General features: G+C 65.9%; 13 protein-coding genes. All 13 read right to left on the bottom strand.

Annotated features, from left to right (window positions below; all coding sequences use genetic code 11):
• The 13 genes from CCUG20998_RS06335 to CCUG20998_RS06275 all read right to left on the bottom strand — a co-directional run bounded on the left by CCUG20998_RS06335 (nt 1) and on the right by CCUG20998_RS06275 (nt 19,423).
• Nucleotides 1-483, bottom strand: a complete 483-nt coding sequence (locus CCUG20998_RS06335) for a cation:proton antiporter regulatory subunit (RefSeq protein WP_012393175.1) — start codon at nt 481-483, stop codon at nt 1-3.
• 109 nt (nt 484-592) lie between these two features.
• Nucleotides 593-1,348 (bottom strand): methanethiol S-methyltransferase, encoded by a 756-nt coding sequence (gene mddA, locus CCUG20998_RS06330; RefSeq protein WP_020732150.1) that lies wholly within the window; start codon nt 1,346-1,348, stop codon nt 593-595.
• Nucleotides 1,349-1,404: 56 nt separating this feature from the next.
• Entirely contained in the window at nt 1,405-4,635 is a 3,231-nt protein-coding gene (locus tag CCUG20998_RS06325; RefSeq protein ID WP_050674491.1) for an MFS transporter, read from the bottom strand.
• Nucleotides 4,636-4,719: 84 nt separating this feature from the next.
• Nucleotides 4,720-7,572, bottom strand: coding sequence for a preprotein translocase subunit SecA (gene secA, locus CCUG20998_RS06320; protein WP_020732148.1), 2,853 nt, complete (start codon nt 7,570-7,572; stop codon nt 4,720-4,722).
• Between the two features lie 96 nt (nt 7,573-7,668).
• Complete coding sequence (hpf, locus tag CCUG20998_RS06315) at nt 7,669-8,358, bottom strand: ribosome hibernation-promoting factor, HPF/YfiA family (RefSeq protein WP_011740530.1); 690 nt, start codon at nt 8,356-8,358, stop codon at nt 7,669-7,671.
• 341 nt (nt 8,359-8,699) lie between these two features.
• Complete coding sequence (locus tag CCUG20998_RS06310) at nt 8,700-9,335, bottom strand: ComF family protein (RefSeq protein WP_020732147.1); 636 nt, start codon at nt 9,333-9,335, stop codon at nt 8,700-8,702.
• Between the two features lie 42 nt (nt 9,336-9,377).
• Nucleotides 9,378-10,208, bottom strand: coding sequence for a hypothetical protein (locus CCUG20998_RS06305; protein ID WP_012393170.1), 831 nt, complete (start codon nt 10,206-10,208; stop codon nt 9,378-9,380).
• A gap of 60 nt (nt 10,209-10,268) precedes the next feature.
• On the bottom strand, nt 10,269-12,029 hold the full coding sequence (gene lpqB / locus CCUG20998_RS06300) for an MtrAB system accessory lipoprotein LpqB (protein ID WP_036451453.1): 1,761 nt from the start codon (nt 12,027-12,029) through the stop codon (nt 10,269-10,271).
• Nucleotides 12,030-12,046: 17 nt separating this feature from the next.
• A complete protein-coding gene (gene mtrB, locus CCUG20998_RS06295; protein WP_012393168.1) occupies nt 12,047-13,726 on the bottom strand; it encodes an MtrAB system histidine kinase MtrB in 1,680 nt (559 codons plus the stop codon).
• Nucleotides 13,727-13,775: 49 nt separating this feature from the next.
• The gene (gene mtrA, locus CCUG20998_RS06290; RefSeq protein ID WP_015354856.1) at nt 13,776-14,462 is read right to left on the bottom strand and encodes a two-component system response regulator MtrA; all 687 of its coding nucleotides are present in this window, start codon (nt 14,460-14,462) and stop codon (nt 13,776-13,778) included.
• A 70-nt stretch (nt 14,463-14,532) separates the two neighbouring features.
• Nucleotides 14,533-15,186, bottom strand: a complete 654-nt coding sequence (locus CCUG20998_RS06285) for a dTMP kinase (RefSeq protein ID WP_012393166.1) — start codon at nt 15,184-15,186, stop codon at nt 14,533-14,535.
• Between the two features lie 63 nt (nt 15,187-15,249).
• A complete protein-coding gene (locus CCUG20998_RS06280; protein ID WP_020732144.1) occupies nt 15,250-17,334 on the bottom strand; it encodes a PPE family protein in 2,085 nt (694 codons plus the stop codon).
• A 400-nt stretch (nt 17,335-17,734) separates the two neighbouring features.
• On the bottom strand, nt 17,735-19,423 hold the full coding sequence (locus CCUG20998_RS06275; RefSeq protein WP_036457497.1) for a PecA family PE domain-processing aspartic protease: 1,689 nt from the start codon (nt 19,421-19,423) through the stop codon (nt 17,735-17,737).
• Nucleotides 19,424-19,846 lie beyond the last annotated feature (423 nt).

Here is a 19,846-nt window from a genome sequence, read left to right as displayed (position 1 = left end):
TCAGCCCTTGTCGACGATCTGCTCGACTCCGGCAATGCCCTCTTCGGTACCGATCACGATAAGAACGTCGCGCTCGCGCAACAGCTCCGCCGGGTTCGGCGATGCGACCACCTCTTGGCCACGCACGATTGCCACGATCGACGCGCCGGTGCGGGTGCGGGCATGGGTCTCCCCGAGCGGCCGGTCAACGAACGGGCTCTGTGGCGCGATGATGATGTGGCCCGCCTCGAGCCCGGGCACCTCACGGGTCAGCTCGGTGAACCGCTCGGCGATCCGTGGTGCACCCAGGATCTGAGCCAACGCATCAGCCTCTTCATCGGTCAGGCAGAAGACCGGCCGCGCCGCATCCGGGTCGTTGGCGGCGTATACGACGACCTCGAAATCGCCGGTGCGCCGGGCAATAATGCCGATCCGCTCGCCTTTCTGGCTAGTGAACTCGTAGCGGAGACCGACGCCAGGCAGCAGCACCTCCTTGACATCCATACCCCAATACTTAACGAAATGCCGTCAAGATCATAGTGGCAACGACCAAACTCATAGCCGGCGGCCGGGCTTCGGGCCGCCCGCGCGGCACCGGCCGGGTGGCCGAAAATCAGTGCTGACCAACCGTTTTACCCGAGCCGCGGTGCGGTACCGGCAGCAACATCGGTACCGAGCGCTGGTAATCGCGGTACTGATCCCCCAGCGCGGCCACCAAGTCGCGCTCTTCCAGGGGCACGGCGACCAATACGTAGGCCGTCGTAACAATGGCAAACAGCAAATGTCCCGCCGTCATTGTGGGCGTTGCCCAGAACGCGATGATAAAGCCCAGCATGAGCGGATGGCGCACCACCCGATAGAAGAAATTGACGCGAAACTTTATTTCGGTATAGGGCTTTTCACGCCAGGCCAGATACACCTGACGCAGACCGAGCAGGTCGAAATGGCTGACCATGAACGACGAGGCAAACACGACCACCCACCCCAGCCCGAACAGCCCCCACAGCACCACCCGGGCGGGCGGATACTGCACGTCCCAGATGACGACCGGCATCGTGCGCCACTGCCAGAACAGCAGCAGTAGTATCGCGCTTGCCAGCAATACGTAGGTGCTGCGCTCAACCGTCTTCGGCACAAATCGCGTCCACCAACGTTTGAAACCCGGTCGCGCCATAACGCTGTGCTGAATACCGAACAGGCCCAGCAGCGCCACGTTGACCAGCACCGCCAACCATATGGGCCCGTCGATTCCGTGATCGATGTTGCGCGGCACCACAATTGCACCGACGAAGCCGATAGCGTACAAAGTGGCAATCAAGAACAACAGGTAGCCCGCCGCTCCATACCCGATGATCAGATAACGCTTCATTACTCGATTGTGCTCCCCGCAGCAGCAATTGCACCCACAATTTCCGGTGTCGCCGCCTAACGCTGCTGATTCAGCAGCGCCATGATCTGCGGCATCGACTCTCGGGCGGCAGCGCGTCCCGCTTCGCGAGCGGCGTCGATCTGGTGGAATTCCAGCAGCCCAACGGCGGAAGTGTCGGGACGGATCACGACCTGCGCGAGGCCCAACGCGACATCGGCCCCGCGCTGGCTGCCGATCGTCATGGTGCGGATCAAGGTGTCGCCGATTCCGGGCACCCGGGGCGGGCCGTCGGGCTGCAGCGGGGCGCCAGGCACCTCGCCTGAGGCCAGACTCACCGCGATCAACGGGCCGTCCGACGTTGCCAGGGTGGACACGGGCAGGTTGTCCAACACGCCACCATCCACATGCAACCGACCCTGGTAGACCTGCGGCGGATAGATTCCAGGCAACCGCAGCGAACATCCAACGACATCAACGAGCCTGCCCCGGCGGTGCACGACGGGTTGCCGAGCAATCAGATCCACGCTGACACAACGGAATTCCTTCGGAAGCTCTTCCACCAGCCGATCTCCGAACGCAGCTTCGAGCAGCGTCAGGGTCCGCCGGCCACGAACCAGCCCCTTGATCGGTACCGCGTAGTCGCGCAGCGGATTGTTCCGAATGAAATACTCGTAGGCGTACGCGTCCGCGGTGGCGGCGTCCAAGCCGCTGGCTCCCAGCGACGCGATGACCGCCCCCATGCTGGTACCAGCGAAGCGGTCGATCGCGACCCCGGCCTGCTCCAGCTCTTCGAGTATTCCGAGGTGGGCAAAGCCCCGCGCACCGCCGCCGCCGAGGACCAGCCCGATCGATCGCCCGGCCAGGCGCGCGGCAAGTGGCCGCAGGTCCTGAACCACGCGCCGGTAGTGCACCGCGTGCACCGATCGCGGCGTGATCAGCTGCTCCCAGCTGCGCCGTTGTTCGCGGCTGGCGGTCGGCCCGGCCAGGACGAGGTCCGCACCCTGGGCTCGTGCCGGCAGTGCGGCCGCGCCTGGGTCCGGATCCCCGGTCACCAGCACGATCCGATCCGCGACCCGCAGGCAGAAGTCGCGCCAGTCCGCATCCTGGGCGCCAGCGTGCAGGAGCACCTTGTCGGCACCACGCTCGGCGCGGTCCAGACCGTCGATGTCGACCCGGCCGGGATCCACCACCCGCAGCTGCTTCGACAAGGCCGTCAGCAGTCCAGCCGCGACCGACTGCACGGGGGCGTCGGCCCCTACCCCGACGACCGACACCACCACCCCGGGCGAGGTGGTGTGAACGGCGGGCGGTGGCGCCTCACGCAGCCGGGTGGCCAGCACCCTGACCAGCGCCGCCAGCACGCCACGGTCGGCGATCTGATCGAACTGGGCCTTGGTGAGCCGAACCAGCCTGGAGTCACGCAACGCCCGCACCGATGCGGAGCGGGGCGCGTCGATCAGCAGCCCAAGCTCCCCGAGGACCTCGCCGCGGCCCAGCTCCTTGATCACAATGTCACCGTGTAGCACCTGCACGCGGCCCCTGCGGATCACGTAGAGCGAGTCGGAAGCGTCGCCGGCAAGAAACAGATACGAACCCGCCTGCAGTTCAACTTCTTCGACTCGATCGGCGAGTTCGGCGAGGGCGGCCGCATCCAGCCCGGCGAACAGCGGCAGATTTCCCAGCAGGTCCGCCTCATCGGTGGCCCGGTTTGCGATCAGTGCCGCCACCGACTCCGTCGTGGTGGGCGCCGCGCGCGGCGCGGCCGCCGGCTCGGGTTCGAGCTCCTGACCGGGCTTGCTCTTGGTACGGCCCAACAACACCGCGGCGATCGCCACTACGACAAAGCAGATCGCGGCCATCGCCCATCCCCGCCGCAGCGCGTCTGCGGCGGCGCCATGCTCGGGCTTGCCGATCAGGATCACCAGGGCCGCCACGCCGATCACCGCGCCGAGCTGACGCGTCGTGCTGACCACCGCCGATGTGGTGGCATAGCTGCCGCCCTTAGCCACCCCGGTGAGGGCGGCGCTGCTGAGCACCGGCAACGTCGCACCGACACCGATACCTTGCAGCAGTTGGCCCGGCAACCACCTGCGCAGAAAATCCGGTTCGGCACCGACCCGCTGCAGGTACCAGAACAGGCTCCCGGCCCAGACGAGAGCACCGAGGGTGACGATGACCCGGTGCCCGTGGCGGTCGGCTACCCGGCCGAGCAGCGCGGCTACCACCGCCGCGACAAGCGCGGCCGGCGCGATCGCGAACCCCGCCTTCAGCAGCGAGTAGCCCCACACGTAGTTCAGATACAGCACGTGGGTCAGTACGTAGCAGTAGAAGCCGGCCGCGGCGACCAGCGTGAGCAGGTTGCCCACCACGAACGGCCGGCTGCGCAGATACGCCGGCTCGACCAGCGGCACCGGCGCGGCCATCGAACTCAGCACGAAGCCGACCAGGGTGATCGCGCTGGCCGCGAACACGGCCAGGGTGGGCACGCTCACCCAGCCCCAATCCGGGCCCTTGACCAGTGCCAGGGTAAGCAGCCCCAGCGCCCCGGCCAGCAGCGTCGCACCACGCAGGTCGGGTTTGCGCCGGCGCCCCGCGGCGCGGCTTTCGACCAGCGCCCGACTGGTTGCCAGCACCGCGACGACGCCCAGGGGAATGTTGACCAGGAACACCCATCGCCAGCTTGCCCAGTCGACCAGCATGCCGCCGATGGGCGGGCCCAAACCGGACGCGATGGCCGCGGCCGCGCCCCACAGACCCACCGCGTGTGCTCGGCGCGCCGGCTCGAAACCCTCGACGACCAGGGCCAGGGATGCCGGGACCAGCACCGCCGCCCCGATGCCCTGCAGCACCCGGAAGGCCACCAACCACTCGACACTGCCGGCCACCGCGCACAGCCCGGAGGCGATGGTGAATATCACCACTCCGAACGTGAATGTTCTTCTGCGGCCCAGCAAATCGGCCATCCGGCCCGCAGCGACCAGGAAAGCGGCGAAGACGATGTTGTAGGCGTTGAGGATCCAGGACAGGCCGCCGAGGTCATAGGAGGGGAACGATTTCTGGATATCGGGGAACGCGATGTTCACGATCGTCGAGTCCAGGAAGGCTAGGAAGGCGCCAAATGCGGCCACCAGCAGAACCGCCGCCGACGAGGGCTGCCGGCGGTGGGTCAGATTGGCGAACCCCTTGCGCGCATGACCGGCCAGATGGGTCCGCGCGGGCGTCGCACCGGGGCGTTTGCTGTGACGGGAGGTGACCTTCTCGAACGAAGAAATCGACACACCGCTCATCGTGCAAGCTCCTGTTGGCGACACTGCGCAGCTGGTGAGGGTGCCTACTGTAGCCGATCACCAATGCCGCGGGTAGCTAGCACATCAGCGCTTTTTGACCGACTTCGGCGGCTTGGCGCCGCGGCCCTGCCGGCGCGCGGCCTCACGTCGCTCACGCCGGCTGCCACCCGCGGGTACTCCCGCCGGGGTCTTGGCCGCGCCACCACCATTGCGCTGCACCTGCGCCGAGCCGTCCTCGGACGGTCCGGAATATGTCAGAGCGGGCGACTCGTCCTCAATCCCCTTGGCGCGCAACCTACTCGGCGCTTCTTCGCGCGCCGCCGCAGTCTTGGGGCCAGCGCCCCCCTCCTGGGCCGCGGCCGCGGCCGCGGTGGCAAATTCGGCCAGGTCTTCGGGCTCGGCGACGGGAGCGACCTCAACCTGCGGGGCCGGGACCGCCTCGACGCTGACGTTGAACAGGAATCCGACCGATTCCTCTTTCATGCCGTCGAGCATGGCCATGAACATGTCGTAGCCTTCGCGCTGGTACTCGACCAGCGGATCGCGCTGCGCCATCGCGCGCAGGCCGATGCCCTCCTTGAGGTAGTCCATCTCGTAGAGGTGCTCACGCCACTTGCGGTCGATGACATTGAGCAACACGTTGCGTTCCAGCTGGCGCATCGCGCCCTCGCCGGCCAGCTCCTCGAGCTCGGCTTCTCGTGTCGCATAGGCCTGGTCCGCGTCTTGCAGCAGGGCTTCGAGCAGTTCATCACGAGTCAGGTCGTCGCGATCGGAGTCTTGGTCGCGCCGCATCAACGTGTCGGTCTTGATGCCCACCGGGTACAGCGTCTTCAGCGCCGTCCACAGCGCGTCGAGGTCCCAGTCCTCGGCGTAGCCTTCGACGGTCGCACCGTCAACGTAGGCAGTGATGACGTCGGTGAGCATGTCCTTGGCCTGCTGCTGCAAATTCTCGCCCTCGAGAATGCGGCGGCGCTCGGCGTAGATGACCTTGCGCTGCTGGTTCATCACCTCGTCGTACTTGAGGACGTTCTTGCGCACCTCGAAGTTCTGCTGCTCGACCTGGGTCTGGGCGCTCTTGATGGCCCGGGTGACCATCTTGGCTTCGATCGGGACATCGTCGGGCAGGTTCAGCCGGGTCAGCAGCGACTCCAGCGCGGCGCCGTTGAACCGGCGCATGAGCTCGTCGCCCAACGACAAGTAGAAGCGCGACTCCCCGGGGTCACCCTGGCGGCCGGAACGGCCGCGCAGCTGGTTGTCGATGCGCCGCGACTCGTGACGTTCGGTGCCCAGCACGTACAGGCCGCCGGCCTCGATCACCTCGGTGGCCTCGTCGCCGGCCTCCTCCTTGACCTTGGGCAGTTCTTGGTGCCAGGCCTGCTCGTACTCATCGGGGGTCTCCACCGGATCCAGACCGTTGTCGCGCAGCCGCTTGTCGGTCAGAAAGTCGACGTTTCCGCCCAGCACGATGTCGGTACCGCGGCCGGCCATGTTGGTGGCGACCGTGATCGCTCCGCGCCGGCCCGCCTCGGCGATGATGCCGGCCTCCTGCTCGTGGTACTTGGCGTTGAGCACGTTGTGCGGGATGCGCCGTTTGGTGAATTGCCGGGACAGGTACTCCGAGCGCTCCACGCTGGTGGTGCCGATCAGCACCGGTTGGCCCTTTTCGTAGCGCTCGGCGACATCGTCGACCACCGCGATGTACTTGGCTTCCTCGGTCTTGTAGATGAGGTCCGACTGGTCTTCGCGGACCATCGGCCTGTTGGTCGGGATGGGGACCACACCCAGCTTGTAGATCTCGTGCAGCTCGGCCGCTTCGGTCTGGGCGGTACCGGTCATGCCGGCAAGCTTGCTGTAGAGGCGGAAGTAGTTCTGCAGCGTGATGGTCGCCAGCGTCTGGTTCTCGGCCTTGATCTCGACGTGCTCCTTGGCCTCGATCGCCTGGTGCATGCCTTCGTTGTAGCGCCGGCCGATCAACACCCGGCCGGTGAACTCGTCGACGATGAGCACTTCACCGTTGCGGACGATGTAGTCCTTGTCGCGGTTGAACAGCTCCTTCGCCTTCAGGGCGTTGTTGAGGTAGCTGACCAACGGCGAGTTGGCGGCCTCGTAGAGGTTGTCGATGCCGAGCTGGTCTTCGACGAACTCCACCCCGAGCTCATGCACCCCGACGGTGCGTTTACGCAGGTCGACCTCGTAATGGGTGTCTTTTTCCATCAGCGGTGCGAGCCGGGCGAATTCGGTGTACCAGTTCGAGCTGCCGTCGGCGGGACCGGAGATGATCAGTGGGGTGCGGGCCTCGTCGATCAGGATGGAGTCGACCTCGTCGACAATCGCGAAGTTGTGCCCGCGCTGGACGCAGTCGTCGAGCGTGTGGGCCATGTTGTCGCGCAGATAGTCGAAGCCGAACTCGTTGTTGGTCCCATAGGTGATGTCGGCGTTGTAGGCGACACGACGTTCCTCCGGCGTCATCTGGGCCAGGATCACGCCCACGTCCAGCCCCAGGAAGCGGTGCACCCGGCCCATCCACTCGCTGTCGCGTTTGGCCAGATAGTCGTTGACGGTGACGATGTGCACGCCCTTGCCGCCGATGCCGTTGAGGTAGGCCGGCAACACCGAGGTCAGGGTCTTGCCCTCACCGGTCTTCATCTCGGCGACGTTGCCCAGGTGCAACGCGGCCGCACCCATCACCTGGACCTCGAACGGGCGCTGATCGAGCACTCGCCATGCGGCTTCGCGAGCCACCGCGAAGGCTTCAGGCAGCAACTCGTCGAGGCTCTCGCCTTCGGCGTGCCGCTTCTTGAATTCGTCGGTCTTGGCCCTCAGTTCGGCGTCGGTGAGCTTCTCGACGTCTCCGGACAGTGATTCGACATAGTCAGCGACCTTTTTGAGGCGCTTGATCATGCGACCTTCGCCAACGCGCAGCAACTTCGACAGCACAGCAATGTCCCTTGTGGGTAGGAGTCTTCTTCGGTTAGGCGACTCCCATCGTAGGTGACGAGGCGGTAATGACCGGTGATCGTCAGTCGAGCCCGGTCACGACAATCGGATCAACCCGTAGTCATAGCCATGCCGGCGGTACACCACGGTTGGCCGCTCGGTCTCCTGGTCGAAGAACAAGAAGAAGTCGTGTCCGACGAGTTCCATCTCGTAGAGCGCATCATCGACCGACATCGGCTTGGCCGGGTGTTCCTTGGTGCGCACGACCCGCCCGGGCTGGTGGTCCAACACCGCCCCATCGTGTTCGTGCGGCTCGGCCGGCTCCGCAGCGAAAGCCATTTCGGGCGCTGTCACCGTCGCGGTCGCCTCGGCTACCGAAACCGGGGTCTTGTCGCCGTAGTGAACCTTGCGCCGGTCCTTGGTGCGCCGCAGCCGGCTCTCAACCTTGACCACCGCAGATTCCAGGGCGGCGTAGAAGCTGTCGGCGCAGGCCTCGCCGCGCACAACCGGCCCCCGGCCGCGCGCGGTGATCTCCACCCGCTGACAAGACTTGCGCTGGCGACGGTTGCGTTCGTGGTCGAGTTCGACGTCGAACAGGTAGATGGTTCGGTCGAACCGCTCCAAGCGGGAGAGTTTCTGCGAAACGTAGGTACGGAAGTGGTCGGGAATCTCGACGTTGCGGCCTTTGAAGACGATCTCGGCGGTCGCTTGCGGTTCCTCCGGTTGACCGGATTGTGCCGGCGCCTGGTCCAGAACCTGGTCGGAATCCACAGTTAGCCTTGTCATTCGTGACAACTCGTTTCTCTTTTCACGTCGCACGCGCCCTGCGTGCCCGGCTTTCTGATACGCGCCGACGGGGGTTGGAGCGGTTTGGAGCAAGCACCGCCGCAGGCTGCCCGCCGGAGCAAGATGTCGAGTAGCTCACCTCCTACCGCGGGTATTGCTGGAACCTAGGAGAATCGACCGTGAGTCTTCTCATTGAGTCTGAAATCTGCTCTCGACGTTAGCTGGTGTTTGCCCTACCGTGCCACCTAATTGGCACACGTGTTGTGTGTTCTTCACCGTCTCTTGGCAGATTCATCGGGTTGCGCGGATGCGTTGACATTCACGGCTTTCGATTCGCCCCATCACGCCGCCGCGATGGTCAGCACGGCGGCCACCCGAACCCCGGCGGCCCGCAGCACCCGAACCGACTCCCGCACCGTCGCCCCGGTCGTCACGACGTCGTCGACGACGACGATTTCGGTGCCCAGTTGCCGTCCCTTCAGCATCAGCACGCGGCCCGCGGCGTTGCGTTCCCGGGCCGAGCTGCCCAGGCCCACCGAGTCGCGAGCCAGTGCTCTCATCCGCAGCGCCTGGACTACGGCGATGTCGGGGTGAGCCGCCACCGCCGCGTCCGCGATCCGGGTGATGGGGTCCCCGCCCCGGCGCCGCGCCGCGGCACGCCTGGTCGGTGCGGGCACCAGCGTCAGCGGGGTGCCGACGATGCCCCAGCACAGCAGCCGATGGACACCGACGGCAAGCGCCCGGGCCAACGGCGCCACGAGGTCGCCGCGACCGCGTTCCTTCAGGGCCAGGATCGCGTGGCGCCGCGCACCCGCGTAGCGACCCAACGCGAACACCGGCACCTGCGGGTCGGCTCGGGGGCTGACCACATGCGGGTGGGTGGCGGCCACCGCGAGCTCGGTGGCGCAGGCAGCGCACCACCGCGTCGATGGGACTCCGCAGCCGCCGCATTCCAGCGGCAAGACGAGGTCGAGCACGAAAGAAGTGTCGCCGCTCGGGGTGACATCCGAGGCCGACGTTCAGTCCGAGCCGCGCAACAGGGAGGGCCAACTGAAGCTGAGCGCTCCCTGGCTCAGCCGGGTGATCAGGTCCTCTAGGTGCCGCAGCGGCAACTCCATGCGCCACTCGGGCAGCAGCGCAGACAGCTGCAGTGCATCAAGTCCGAGGTTGACGTGGGTGATCAGCAATCCGTGCGGCAGTGGCGGCAGCGGTACCTGGTAGGCGGGCATCCGGGCCGGCAAAGACCAGCGTCGGCGTCCGGTCATCACGGCGCGGGGTCGCAGCCACAGCGTCGTCCCCACCACGTCGGCGTCCACCTCCAGTCCGCCCCACTCGGGCCGGCGCGACCAGCGCAGTCGGGCGGTCCCATCCTCGGACAGCTCGCTACGCAGCTGCGGAGCCACCTGCTGCAGCACCTCGTCGAAGATCGCCGCCGGCAGCACCGAGGACAACTCGACCGGTGCCGCCACCACCATCGGTGGTACCCCCGGGCGGATGTGCACGTTGCGCAGGACCGCGACTGCGCTCTGCAGCCGCTGCTCATCCCAGCTGACATCCCGGGCGGCCACCCGGACCTCGCCGAGCTGCCCGACGGCAAGGCCCTGCGGGTCCAGCGCGGAGTCCAACTCGGTGACGGTGAGCACCACGTCCTGGTCGCCCATGCGCACGGTGACTTCCTTGCCGACAAGCAGTTGCTGCAGCGTCATGAACAGCGTCCGGTATGGCATGGCGACGGCCTGGGCGGCTCCCGCGCTCACCGACTGCAAACCGGTTGATGACCATAGCGAGCCCAGCATTTCCAGCGCGCGGAACGGATCATCCCAACGCAGGAAAGGAACTTTGGGCGACATCGGAAAGCGACTCCTCACTGCGAGGGTAGTTGGCCCGCCCGGCCCGGCGCAGCCCAGCGGTTATCCCGGCAACACCGGCGCCGCCCCGGCCACCATCAGGCCGGGCACTTCCGCCCAGCTCTGTTGGCCTTCGGCGGATGAGGCCGAGTACATCATCACCCCTTGCGGTCCGGCGACGTACACCGTCGAGGGGTTGGCCGCGATGGCGAACAGCGGAATCTGCAGACCGCGCGCCGGCGCATCGGAATTCACTCCGTCCAGGTTCACATACGACACCGGATGGCCGACGTCGTTACGGGTCACCACGATGTCATCGCCGGTTCGCCAGGACAACGAGACCACCGAAGTACCAAGCCCAAAACCCAGCCGCCGCGGGTAGGTCAGGGCGAACTGGCCGGCCTGGGTCTGCTCGACGCTGGACAGAATCACCCGCCCGTCAATCACCATCGCCGCGCGGGTGCCGTCCCGGGAGAGCTGCAGATCGGTGATCGCCCCGGGGAAGCGACTGGACACCGCGGTGGAGTCGACGGGAATCCGGGCCGGCTGTCCGGACGCGGGTTCTTGGATCGCGCGCAGCACATTGTTGGTGTCAACCACCACCCAGACCGCGTCGTCGAGCGACCAGCTGGGCCGCGACAGATTGTGGCCGTCGGCGGCTTGCACCGCCTCGGCGCCGAGCTCACCGATCCACAGTGAGGCGGCCACGTCGGGGGCGCCGCGCCGCAGCGTCACCACCGAGGCCGCCAGGCGACCGGTGCGTGACAACGCCGCACCCGTCTGGTCCCCCATCCGACCGAAGGCTCCCCCGACGGTGGTGATCCGCTGTCCGTCCAGCGCCACGAGTGACCCCCCCACCAGGGCGTGCAGTCCCGCCCCGGCACCGTCGGCTACCCCCGGGTCGGTGGCGGCGACATCGGAGGTGGTCCACCCTTCGGCGAACCGGTCATCCAGCGGGGCACCGTCGGCGTTGATCACATAGGGCCCTCGGATGTCCGCTCGGGCCAACGTCCAAATGATCTGCGCGGCCAGCAATTGCCGGCTGTGCGGATCGGTGGTGGACAGCTTCTCCAGGTCGATGCGCGCGCCACCGTATCCCTTGCCGATGCCACTCTTGCCGCCATCGGCTCGCGTCACCGGACCGCGCAGCCGCAACGGCGGCGCCAGCAGGTTGCGCACCGAATGCGCCATCTCCGGACGTGGGCCGGCCAGCAGCTTGGACACCAGCTCGGTGGCCAGCTGGTCATGGTCGGACACGGCAACATAGCGCGGGTCGGGAACCACTGTCTTGCCGGTCGGGTCCGCGAAATACAGCGTGTTGCGCTTGTAGGTCGATTGGAATTGCTGCCAGTCCAGGAAGACTCCGTTGGGCAGCCGATCGATGCGCCAGCCGCCGGAGGTCTTGACCAACTCGATCGGTCCTGGGTCGGGCAACTCGCCTTCGGCGGTCTCGAAGACTCCCATATCGGACAGTGAGCCCAGGATGTCTGCCCGCATGGTCGCCGAAACCCGTTCGGCACCACGGGTTTCCACGAAGACCACGTGGTCGATCAGCAGGGCGCTACCGGCATCGTCCCACGCGTTGGAGGCCGACTGGGTGAGGAACTGCCGCGCCGCCAGATGCCGGTTGGCCGGATCGGCCGTGGCTTTGAGGAATTCCCGCAGCAGCACGTCGGGATCCATGCCCGGGATCGGCTTGGGCAGATTCGACGGCGCCGGACGCTCGACGGTGCCGATGGCTTGTGGAGCTGATGAACTCGGCACGCTCGCGCAGCCACCGAGCAGCACAGCCGCGAACACCAGGGCAAATACCGACCGAACCATCGTCGGAAACTCCCGCATCAGCCGCTCCACTCCGCGTGCTCACGTGGGCGCAGGCGGTCGGTGTGCTCCAGCGCATTCGGTTGCGCCGCCGGTTGCGGGATCGGCTTCATGGGCAGCGGGCTGGTCGTGACCTTGTGGCCCCGAACCAGCGGCAAGGTCAGCCGGAAGCAGGCACCCTGGCCGGGTTCGCCCCAGGCTTCCAGCCGGCCCTGGTGCAGCCGCGCGTCCTCGACGCTGATGGCCAGACCCAGCCCGGTGCCACCGGACCGGCGCACTCGGGACGGATCCGCCCGCCAGAAGCGGCTGAACACCAACTTCTCCTCGCCGGGCCGCAGTCCCACGCCGTAGTCGCGGACGGTGACCGCGACGGTATCTTCGTCGGCGCCCATCCGGATCCGCACCGGCTTGTGCTCGGCGTGATCGATGGCGTTGGCAATCAGATTGCGCAGTATCCGTTCCACCCGGCGCGCATCGACCTCGGCGATCACCTCGCTGTCCGGCATCTCCACCAACAACTCGATGCCGGCCTCCTCGGCCAGGTGACCCACGTTGCCCAGCGCGCTGTTGACGGTGGTGCGCAAGTCGACCGCCTCAACCGACAGCTCGGCCACACCGGCGTCATGGCGCGAGATCTCGAGGAGGTCGTTGAGCAAGGACTCGAACCGGTCCAGTTCGTTGACCATCAACTCGGTGGAGCGCCGCAGCGTCGGATCCAGGTCGGCGCTGTGGTCATAGATCAGGTCGGCGGCCATCCGGACCGTGGTCAGCGGGGTGCGCAGCTCATGACTGACATCGGAGGTGAACCGACGCTGCAGGTTGCCGAACTCCTCAAGCTGGGTGATCTGACGAGACAGGCTTTCGGCCATGTCGTTGAACGACAGCGCCAACCGCGCCATGTCATCCTCACCGCGCACCGGCATCCGTTCGGACAGGTGTCCCTCGGCGAAGCGCTCGGCAATCCGCGATGCGGACCGGACCGGGACCACGACTTGGCGCGAGACCAGCAACGCGATACCGGCCAGCAGGACCAGCAGTACCAGGCTGCCGGTGGCCATCGTGCCGCGCACCAGCGTGATCGTGGCCTGCTCATTGGCCAGCGGAAAGATCAGGTACAGCTCGAGGTTGGCCACCCGCGACGACGTCGGGGTGCCGACGATGAGCGCCGGCCCGGAGAAGCCATCGGTATGCACGGTGGCGTACTGATATGCGGCCTGCCCCGCCTTGACGAAGCCGCGCAATGCGCTGGGCACCTGGTCGACAGGGCCGGCCGCGGAGGCAGCGCGCGGACCGTCACCCGGCACCATCAGCACCGCATCAAACGCACCGGCCTGACCGGCACCCGAGGCCGGATCGGTCTTCGAGGTCAAAGTGTTGCGGGCAAGCTGAAGACTGCTGTCCAGCGAGCGGGTCTCCTCGCCGTTGACTATTCCGCTGACGGTGTTACGGGCCCGCTCGATCTGGTCGATGGCGGCTTTGACCTTGATATCGAGCACGCGGTTGGTGACCTGACTGGTCAGCACGAAGCCCAGCGCCATGACGACAGCCAGCGAAAGCCCCAGCGTCAGCGCCACCACGCGCAGTTGCAGCGACCGACGCCACGCAACGCCAACGGCTCGGCTCAACGCGCTCAACCCGCGCGTCATCGGACCGGAACGCCCCCAGCGACCCCGCATGCGCCGTCGCGAGCCCCAGATCACTGGCACCGATCCTCAGCATCGCCGCGCTCTGCATCGTCGCCGGTGCAGATCACGGAGGTCCGGCCTTGTAACCCACTCCTCGAACGGTCAATACCACGGTCGGGTTCTCAGGGTCTTTCTCAACCTTGGCCCGCAGACGCTGGACATGCACGTTCACCAGGCGGGTATCCGCCGGGTGCCGGTACCCCCACACCTGTTCGAGCAGCACATCACGAGTAAACACCTGGCGCGGTTTGCGTGCCAACGCAACGAGCAGGTCGAACTCCAGCGGCGTGAGCGAGATCTGCTCGCCGTTGCGGGTGACCTTGTGCGCCGGCACGTCGATGTCGACGTCGGCGATGGACAGCATCTCGGCGGGCTCGTCGTCGTTGCGGCGCAGCCGCGCCCGCACCCGGGCCACCAGCTCCTTGGGCTTGAACGGCTTCATGATGTAGTCGTCAGCGCCAGACTCCAGGCCGAGAACCACATCGACGGTGTCGGTCTTAGCGGTCAGCATCACGATCGGCACCCCGGAATCGGCGCGCAGCACCCGGCACACGTCGATCCCGTTCATCCCGGGCAACATCAAATCCAACAGCACCAAGTCCGGGCGCAACTCGCGCACCGCAGTCAGGGCCTGAGTACCGTCGCCGATGACCGCGGTATCGAAACCCTCCCCACGCAACACAATGGTGAGCATCTCCGCCAACGAAGCGTCGTCGTCGACAACCAGAATCCTTTGCCTCATGGTGTCCATGGTGGCACCAGATTGGGACAAAACTGGCGCACCACACGGGCGTTTCGCGCTTGATTAGGGCAAATACCCCTCAATTTCCCCCCTCTGGGGCCGTCGGCGACATCAATGTCGCCGCCAGAGCCCCCGGATCGACGTCCGCGTCGACAACCAGCCACCGACCACCCCAGCCCGCGGCGGCCAGCTCGGCGTACACCGAGCCGGTGCGCTGCTGCAGCCCATCGTCGCGTTCGTAGCTGTCGCGGGGCCGGCCCGGGTCGCTGCGGGCCCGCCCACGCGACCTCTCGCCGGCCAGCTCGACGGGCACCGCGAGCAGTACCTGCCAGTCCGGTTCGGGCAGCCCGAACCGCTCATACTCCATCCGCCCCACCCAGGCCACAGCTTCCCCCGCCGAGTCCTGATGCAGGCGCGCCGCACTGTAGGCGGCGTTGGACGCCACGTAGCGGTCCAGAATCACCACCTCGTAGGCCAGACACAAGCCGTGGATCTCGTCGACCGCGGCGGCGCGGTCCAGCGCGAACAGCGTCGCCATCGCGAACACCGAGGACGCGAGATCGCCGTGCTCGCCGTGTAGCGCCTCGGCCGCGATATCGGCCGTGACCGAGTTTCCGTAGCGCGGGAAGGCTAGCGTGGCCACCGATCTTCCGGCGGCTTCGAACTCCTTGCGCAGACCCTCGGACAAAGTTCGCTTGCCCGCGCCGTCAACGCCTTCGATCGCGATCAGCACGGCATCAGCCTATTGCGCGCCGTGCGGCACTTCTGCGGAGCATGTCGGTGCCCATCCGCACGGTCAGTGAATCGGCCCTGACTTGACGTTCTGGGCGTTGAACAAGCCTGATACCTGGTTACCCAGGTTCCCGAACCCCGAATTGAAGGTCTCCAACAACCCCGGGGTGAAGGTGCCCGCATTGAAGAAGCCGGAGATGAACGTCCCGGAACTGTTGACGAAGCCCGACATGAAGCCGGGGTTGATGCCCTCGGGGCCGGTGTTGCGAAAGCCCGAACTAAACGAACCGGCATTCAGGAAACCGGATCCGAAGTTTCCGTGGTTCTCGAAGCCCGAAGAGCTCACGGTGCCGCCCTTTATGTTGTCGCCGGAATCGAAGCCCGAGTTACCGACGCCCTGGTTAAAGGCGCCCGATTGGTTGACGCCCCCTTTACCGAAGGGGCCATCGAAATCATTGGAGAAGCCCGAGTTCACCACCGGCTGATCAAAGGGACTGAACGCGCCGGTATTGAGGTTGCCCGCATTGAGGATGCCGGTATTCGTACCACCGGAGTTTGCGTAGCCCGTATTGATGCTGCCCGAGTTCCAGTCGCCGGTGTTGGTGCTGCCGCCGTTGAAGCTACCGAAGTTGGCGGTGCCGGCGTTGAAGAAGCCGGTGTTGGTGTCACCGGAGTTGAACAGGCCGGTGTTGGTGTCACCGGAGTTGAACAGACCGGTGCTGGTGTCACCGGAGTTGAACAGGCCCGTGTTGGTGTGACCCGCGTTGAAGTAGCCGGTGTTGGTGGAACCCGAGTTTCCCCAGCCGGTGTTGAGTGTCCCCGAGCTCCCGACACCCGAATTGAACTCCCCCGAGGTGAAAAATTCCGTGCTCAGCGGCCCAACTCCCAAGCCCGAGTTCGCGATGCCGATGTTCTTGTCGCCGGAGTTGAAGAAACCGACATTGTCGTTGCCGGAGTTGAACAGGCCGATATTTCCGTGGCCACTGTTGAGCGCACCGAAGTTGATGCCGATCTGGTTGTCGCCGGTCAGCCCGATACCAATGTTGTTGCTGCCGTTGTTTCCGAAGCCGAGGTTATGGCTACCCAGGTTCCCCCAGCCGACGTTGGCGTCACCGAGGTTGCCGCTGCCGAAGTTTGCCGATCCCGTGTTCCCGCTGCCGAGGTTGGTGCTGCCGGTGTTGCCCAAACCGAAGTTGGAGTTGCCGGTGTTTCCGCTGCCCAAGTTGGCGCTGCCGCTGTTCCCGGAGCCGAAGTTGTGGCTGCCGATGTTCCCGCTGCCCAGGTTCAGGTCGCCGATGTTGCCGAAGCCGAAGTTTGTGTCGCCCTTGTTCCCACTGCCCAGGTTGAGCATGCCCAGATTGCCGCTACCCAGGTTGGCGTCACCGAGGTTTCCGCTGCCCAGGTTGAAGCTGGCCGAAAGCGGGGTCGTCGAGTCTCCGTTACCCGAGTTGCCGTTCCCGCTGCCCAGGTTGAGCTCGCCGAAGTTGCCCAGACCCAGATTGCCCGCGCCCGTGTTGCCGCTGCCCAGGTTGAGGTCGCCGACGTTACCGATACCCAGGTTGAGGGAGCCGATGTTGCCCGGGGTGAAGTTGAGGACGCCAATATGGTCGGGCAACGGTATGACGATGCCCTCCGACGTCAGCTCCCAGGGGGTCAACTGCGCGACCGCCGCCGAGGCGCCGGTGTAGTAGCCAGACATCGCGGACACGTCCTGGGCCCACATCTCCTCGTAGTTGGCCTCGACCGCGGCAATCGCCGGTGCGTTCTGACCGAACAGATTCGATACCACCAACGACACCAGCTGGGTGCGGTTGGCCGCCACCTGCAACGGATGCACGATCGCAGCCCGCGCCGCATCGAACACCGCGGCAACACCATTGGCTTGCGCCGACACCTGCCCAGCTTGTGCGGCCGTCGCGGATAGATGCGCCGCGTACGCCTGCGCCACACCCGTCATCGCCTGCGCCGCCGCGCCCTGCCAGAACTGACCCGTGAGCCCCGAGGTCAGCGAAGCAAAGCCGGCCGCCGCCGACTGCAGTTCCGCGGACAACTCGCTCCACCCTCGAGCCGCCAGCAGCATCGGCTCGGAGCCCGCACCGGCGAACATCAACACCGAATTGATCTCAGGTGGCATGACCGAAAAATTCATCACAACATCCCCTTCCGGCCGCAACCATCGGCGACCGCCCGCCCAGTTATTGCGACGGAGTCTACATAGATGTCGATTATCGGGAATAACTTTGAGCCACTTGATAATTCATAGTTGGATGAGATATTCAACGACCTGCTAGAAGCGAAATAAATTGTCGCTTCGATTATTTCATAACGCGATGAAATGTCGCCAACACTCTATTTGGTGAAATTAACCGGAGTTCTTGATAATTCATGGTGCGTTGAAATACGCACAAGGTGCGAACGCTACCGATTGCCAAGGCGGCGCACCGGCGACGCCGGTGGCCACTTCGGGTTGGGCATGCACACGACACGATCGCGACAGTCCGCCCGGTCGACATCAGCGGAAATCGGGTGGGCGCTCGGCAACCTGCGTGTCAGTTGTGAAAGATGGTGGTCCCGACGCCGCTGGGGCTGTTCGAGATGTATATCGCCTGCTGCCCGAAGGGGAGATATCCGGTATTCATCGAGGTTCCCGAGGTCACCGTTGGGCCGTTGGTCGCCGTCGTCGTGTACGAGTACAGCAGTGTGGAGCCGTCACTGGTATACACCGAAATGGTTGTCCCGGCTGGCACGGTTCCAGAGACCTGACCGGTTCCGAGCACCGATGACGGAATAGTCCCGTCCACACCACCGGAGTCGATGACCGCGGTAATGGGTTGCAGCGGACCGCCATTGACCTGTACCAGCAGCGGGGTAATCGGCGCACCCGGAACCGAGATGCCCGAGGGTAGTGAATTGGGGCCGAACTGCAGCTCACCCTGGGGCGCGTTGACGAGCACGCCCTCGTCGAGTTGGCCCGGCAACGCCGTAGTAGGACTGCTGATCCCCGGGCCCCCGGCGTTGGGCCCAACGCCCAGCGTGCCATGTGCCAAACCGAACATGCCCACGCCGAAAACGGGTTGTAGGACTGGGCTCAGCGCAATGATCAGTAGGCTGTTCAGAGTAGTCGGGAAGGGCAGGACGGCGACCTCAACCGGCGTCGGCGCGCTAACGGCGCCGTTGCCGAAATCCACCGTCGTGTTGAACCTGATGGTGACGAAGTCCAGACCCGAGGCGTAGCTAGCGATGCCAATGCCGGTGGGCCAGCCCAGGTTCTGGAACCCGACCGCCCAGAACGGGATGACGAGGCCCCTGGATCCGGTGTCAACCAGCACGGGCACGCTCGGTCCCCCGTTCACCGAGACGTTGACGTTCGGCGAAGTCAGACCGTAACCTTCGGCGACGTCCAACGGGACGGTGACGTTCACCGGTGAACCAACACCAGCGGCCCCGTTCTGCCCAAACAACCAGCCGCCGAGGCCTCCTGCCCCACCGGCCGCGTTGGTGCCGCCGGCACCCCCATCGCCGCCATTGCCGATCAGGACCGCCCTGCCTCCCGGCCCGCCGACGGTAGCGGGCCCGCTTGCTGCGGCTCCCGCCTGCCCACCGCGCCCGCCGTCACCGATCAGCCAGCCGCCGCGACCGCCGGCCCCGCCATTTGCGCCAGCACCGCCGGCACCACCGTCGCCCCCGTTGCCGATCAGCCCCGCCGCGCCGCCGGCCCCACCGGCGACCCCTGCCGTCGTCTGCGAATAACCAGTTCCACCGTCGCCGATCAGCAGCCCGCCCGCCCCGCCGTTGGGATCGGCGGCCGTCCCACTTGTTCCATTGCCGATCAGCGGGCGCCCCAAGAGGGCTCGAGTCGGCGCATTGATCACGCCCAACAGGTCTTGCTCGACGGCCTGCAGCGGCGCGGCATCCACCTGCGCGCTGATCGCCTGATAGTCCCGGACATAGCCGACCGCGGCCGCCTCAGCCTCCGCATACGCCCCCGCCCCGGCCCCCAACGCCCGCGCGAACCGCTGCTCAAACTCCGCCCACTGCCCACACACCGCCTGATACTCGCGACCAAACCCCCCAAACAACGCCGCAATCGCCACCGACACCTCATCACCGGCAGCCGCCGTCACCGACGTCGTCGCCCCCGCCGCCGCCGCATTAGCCGCACCCACCACCGACCCAATCCCGGCCACATCCGTTGCCGCGGCCGCCACCCACTCCGGAACCACACTCACAAACGACACAACACCCACCGCCCATCCACCCAAAGGCAAAGACCCGACCCGCACCCAACCGGTCCAAACACGCTATAACCGCAGGTCAGCGATGCATCCGTAGAAAAATCAGATCGTCAAAAGTTGAGTAGCACCGCTCCCGCACGCCGCCCACCAGCGTCTTAGCCACCCCAACCCGATCTGCACAAACAACCACCGGCAACCACCAAACCCGTCTCAACACCGAGACAGACCCACAAACACCCCAACCATCACCCGCACCCCGGTCCCACCACACCCCAACTCATGCACTCGGGTGTCTGGGGTTGCGGTCTTCGATAATGTCGCCACTCGGATCAGCGGCCGCCTATGGGGGCTTCGGGGGAACGGGCAGTCCCGCGGTGGCCGTCATGGCGATCGCCGCTACCGACACTTGGGTCGCGCGTCCGCTCA

This window comes from Mycobacterium marinum, assembly GCF_003391395.1.
GTDB classification, from domain to species: domain Bacteria; phylum Actinomycetota; class Actinomycetes; order Mycobacteriales; family Mycobacteriaceae; genus Mycobacterium; species Mycobacterium marinum.
The sequence above is the reverse complement of the archived record's forward strand: the minus strand, read 5'-3'. Positions and strand labels throughout refer to the sequence as shown.

Bases quoted from the DNA above. Each gene is read 5' to 3' on its own strand.
- CCUG20998_RS06335 (WP_012393175.1), bottom strand. From the start codon at position 483: ATGGATGTCAAGGAGGTGCTGCTGCCTGGCGTCGGTCTCCGCTACGAG.
- mddA (WP_020732150.1), bottom strand. From the start codon at position 1,348: ATGAAGCGTTATCTGATCATCGGGTATGGAGCGGCGGGCTACCTGTTG.
- CCUG20998_RS06325 (WP_050674491.1), bottom strand. From the start codon at position 4,635: ATGAGCGGTGTGTCGATTTCTTCGTTCGAGAAGGTCACCTCCCGTCAC.
- hpf (WP_011740530.1), bottom strand. From the start codon at position 8,358: ATGACAAGGCTAACTGTGGATTCCGACCAGGTTCTGGACCAGGCGCCG.
- CCUG20998_RS06305 (WP_012393170.1), bottom strand. From the start codon at position 10,208: ATGTCGCCCAAAGTTCCTTTCCTGCGTTGGGATGATCCGTTCCGCGCG.
- lpqB (WP_036451453.1), bottom strand. From the start codon at position 12,029: ATGGTTCGGTCGGTATTTGCCCTGGTGTTCGCGGCTGTGCTGCTCGGT.
- mtrA (WP_015354856.1), bottom strand. From the start codon at position 14,462: ATGGACACCATGAGGCAAAGGATTCTGGTTGTCGACGACGACGCTTCG.
- CCUG20998_RS06280 (WP_020732144.1), bottom strand. From the start codon at position 17,334: ATGAATTTTTCGGTCATGCCACCTGAGATCAATTCGGTGTTGATGTTC.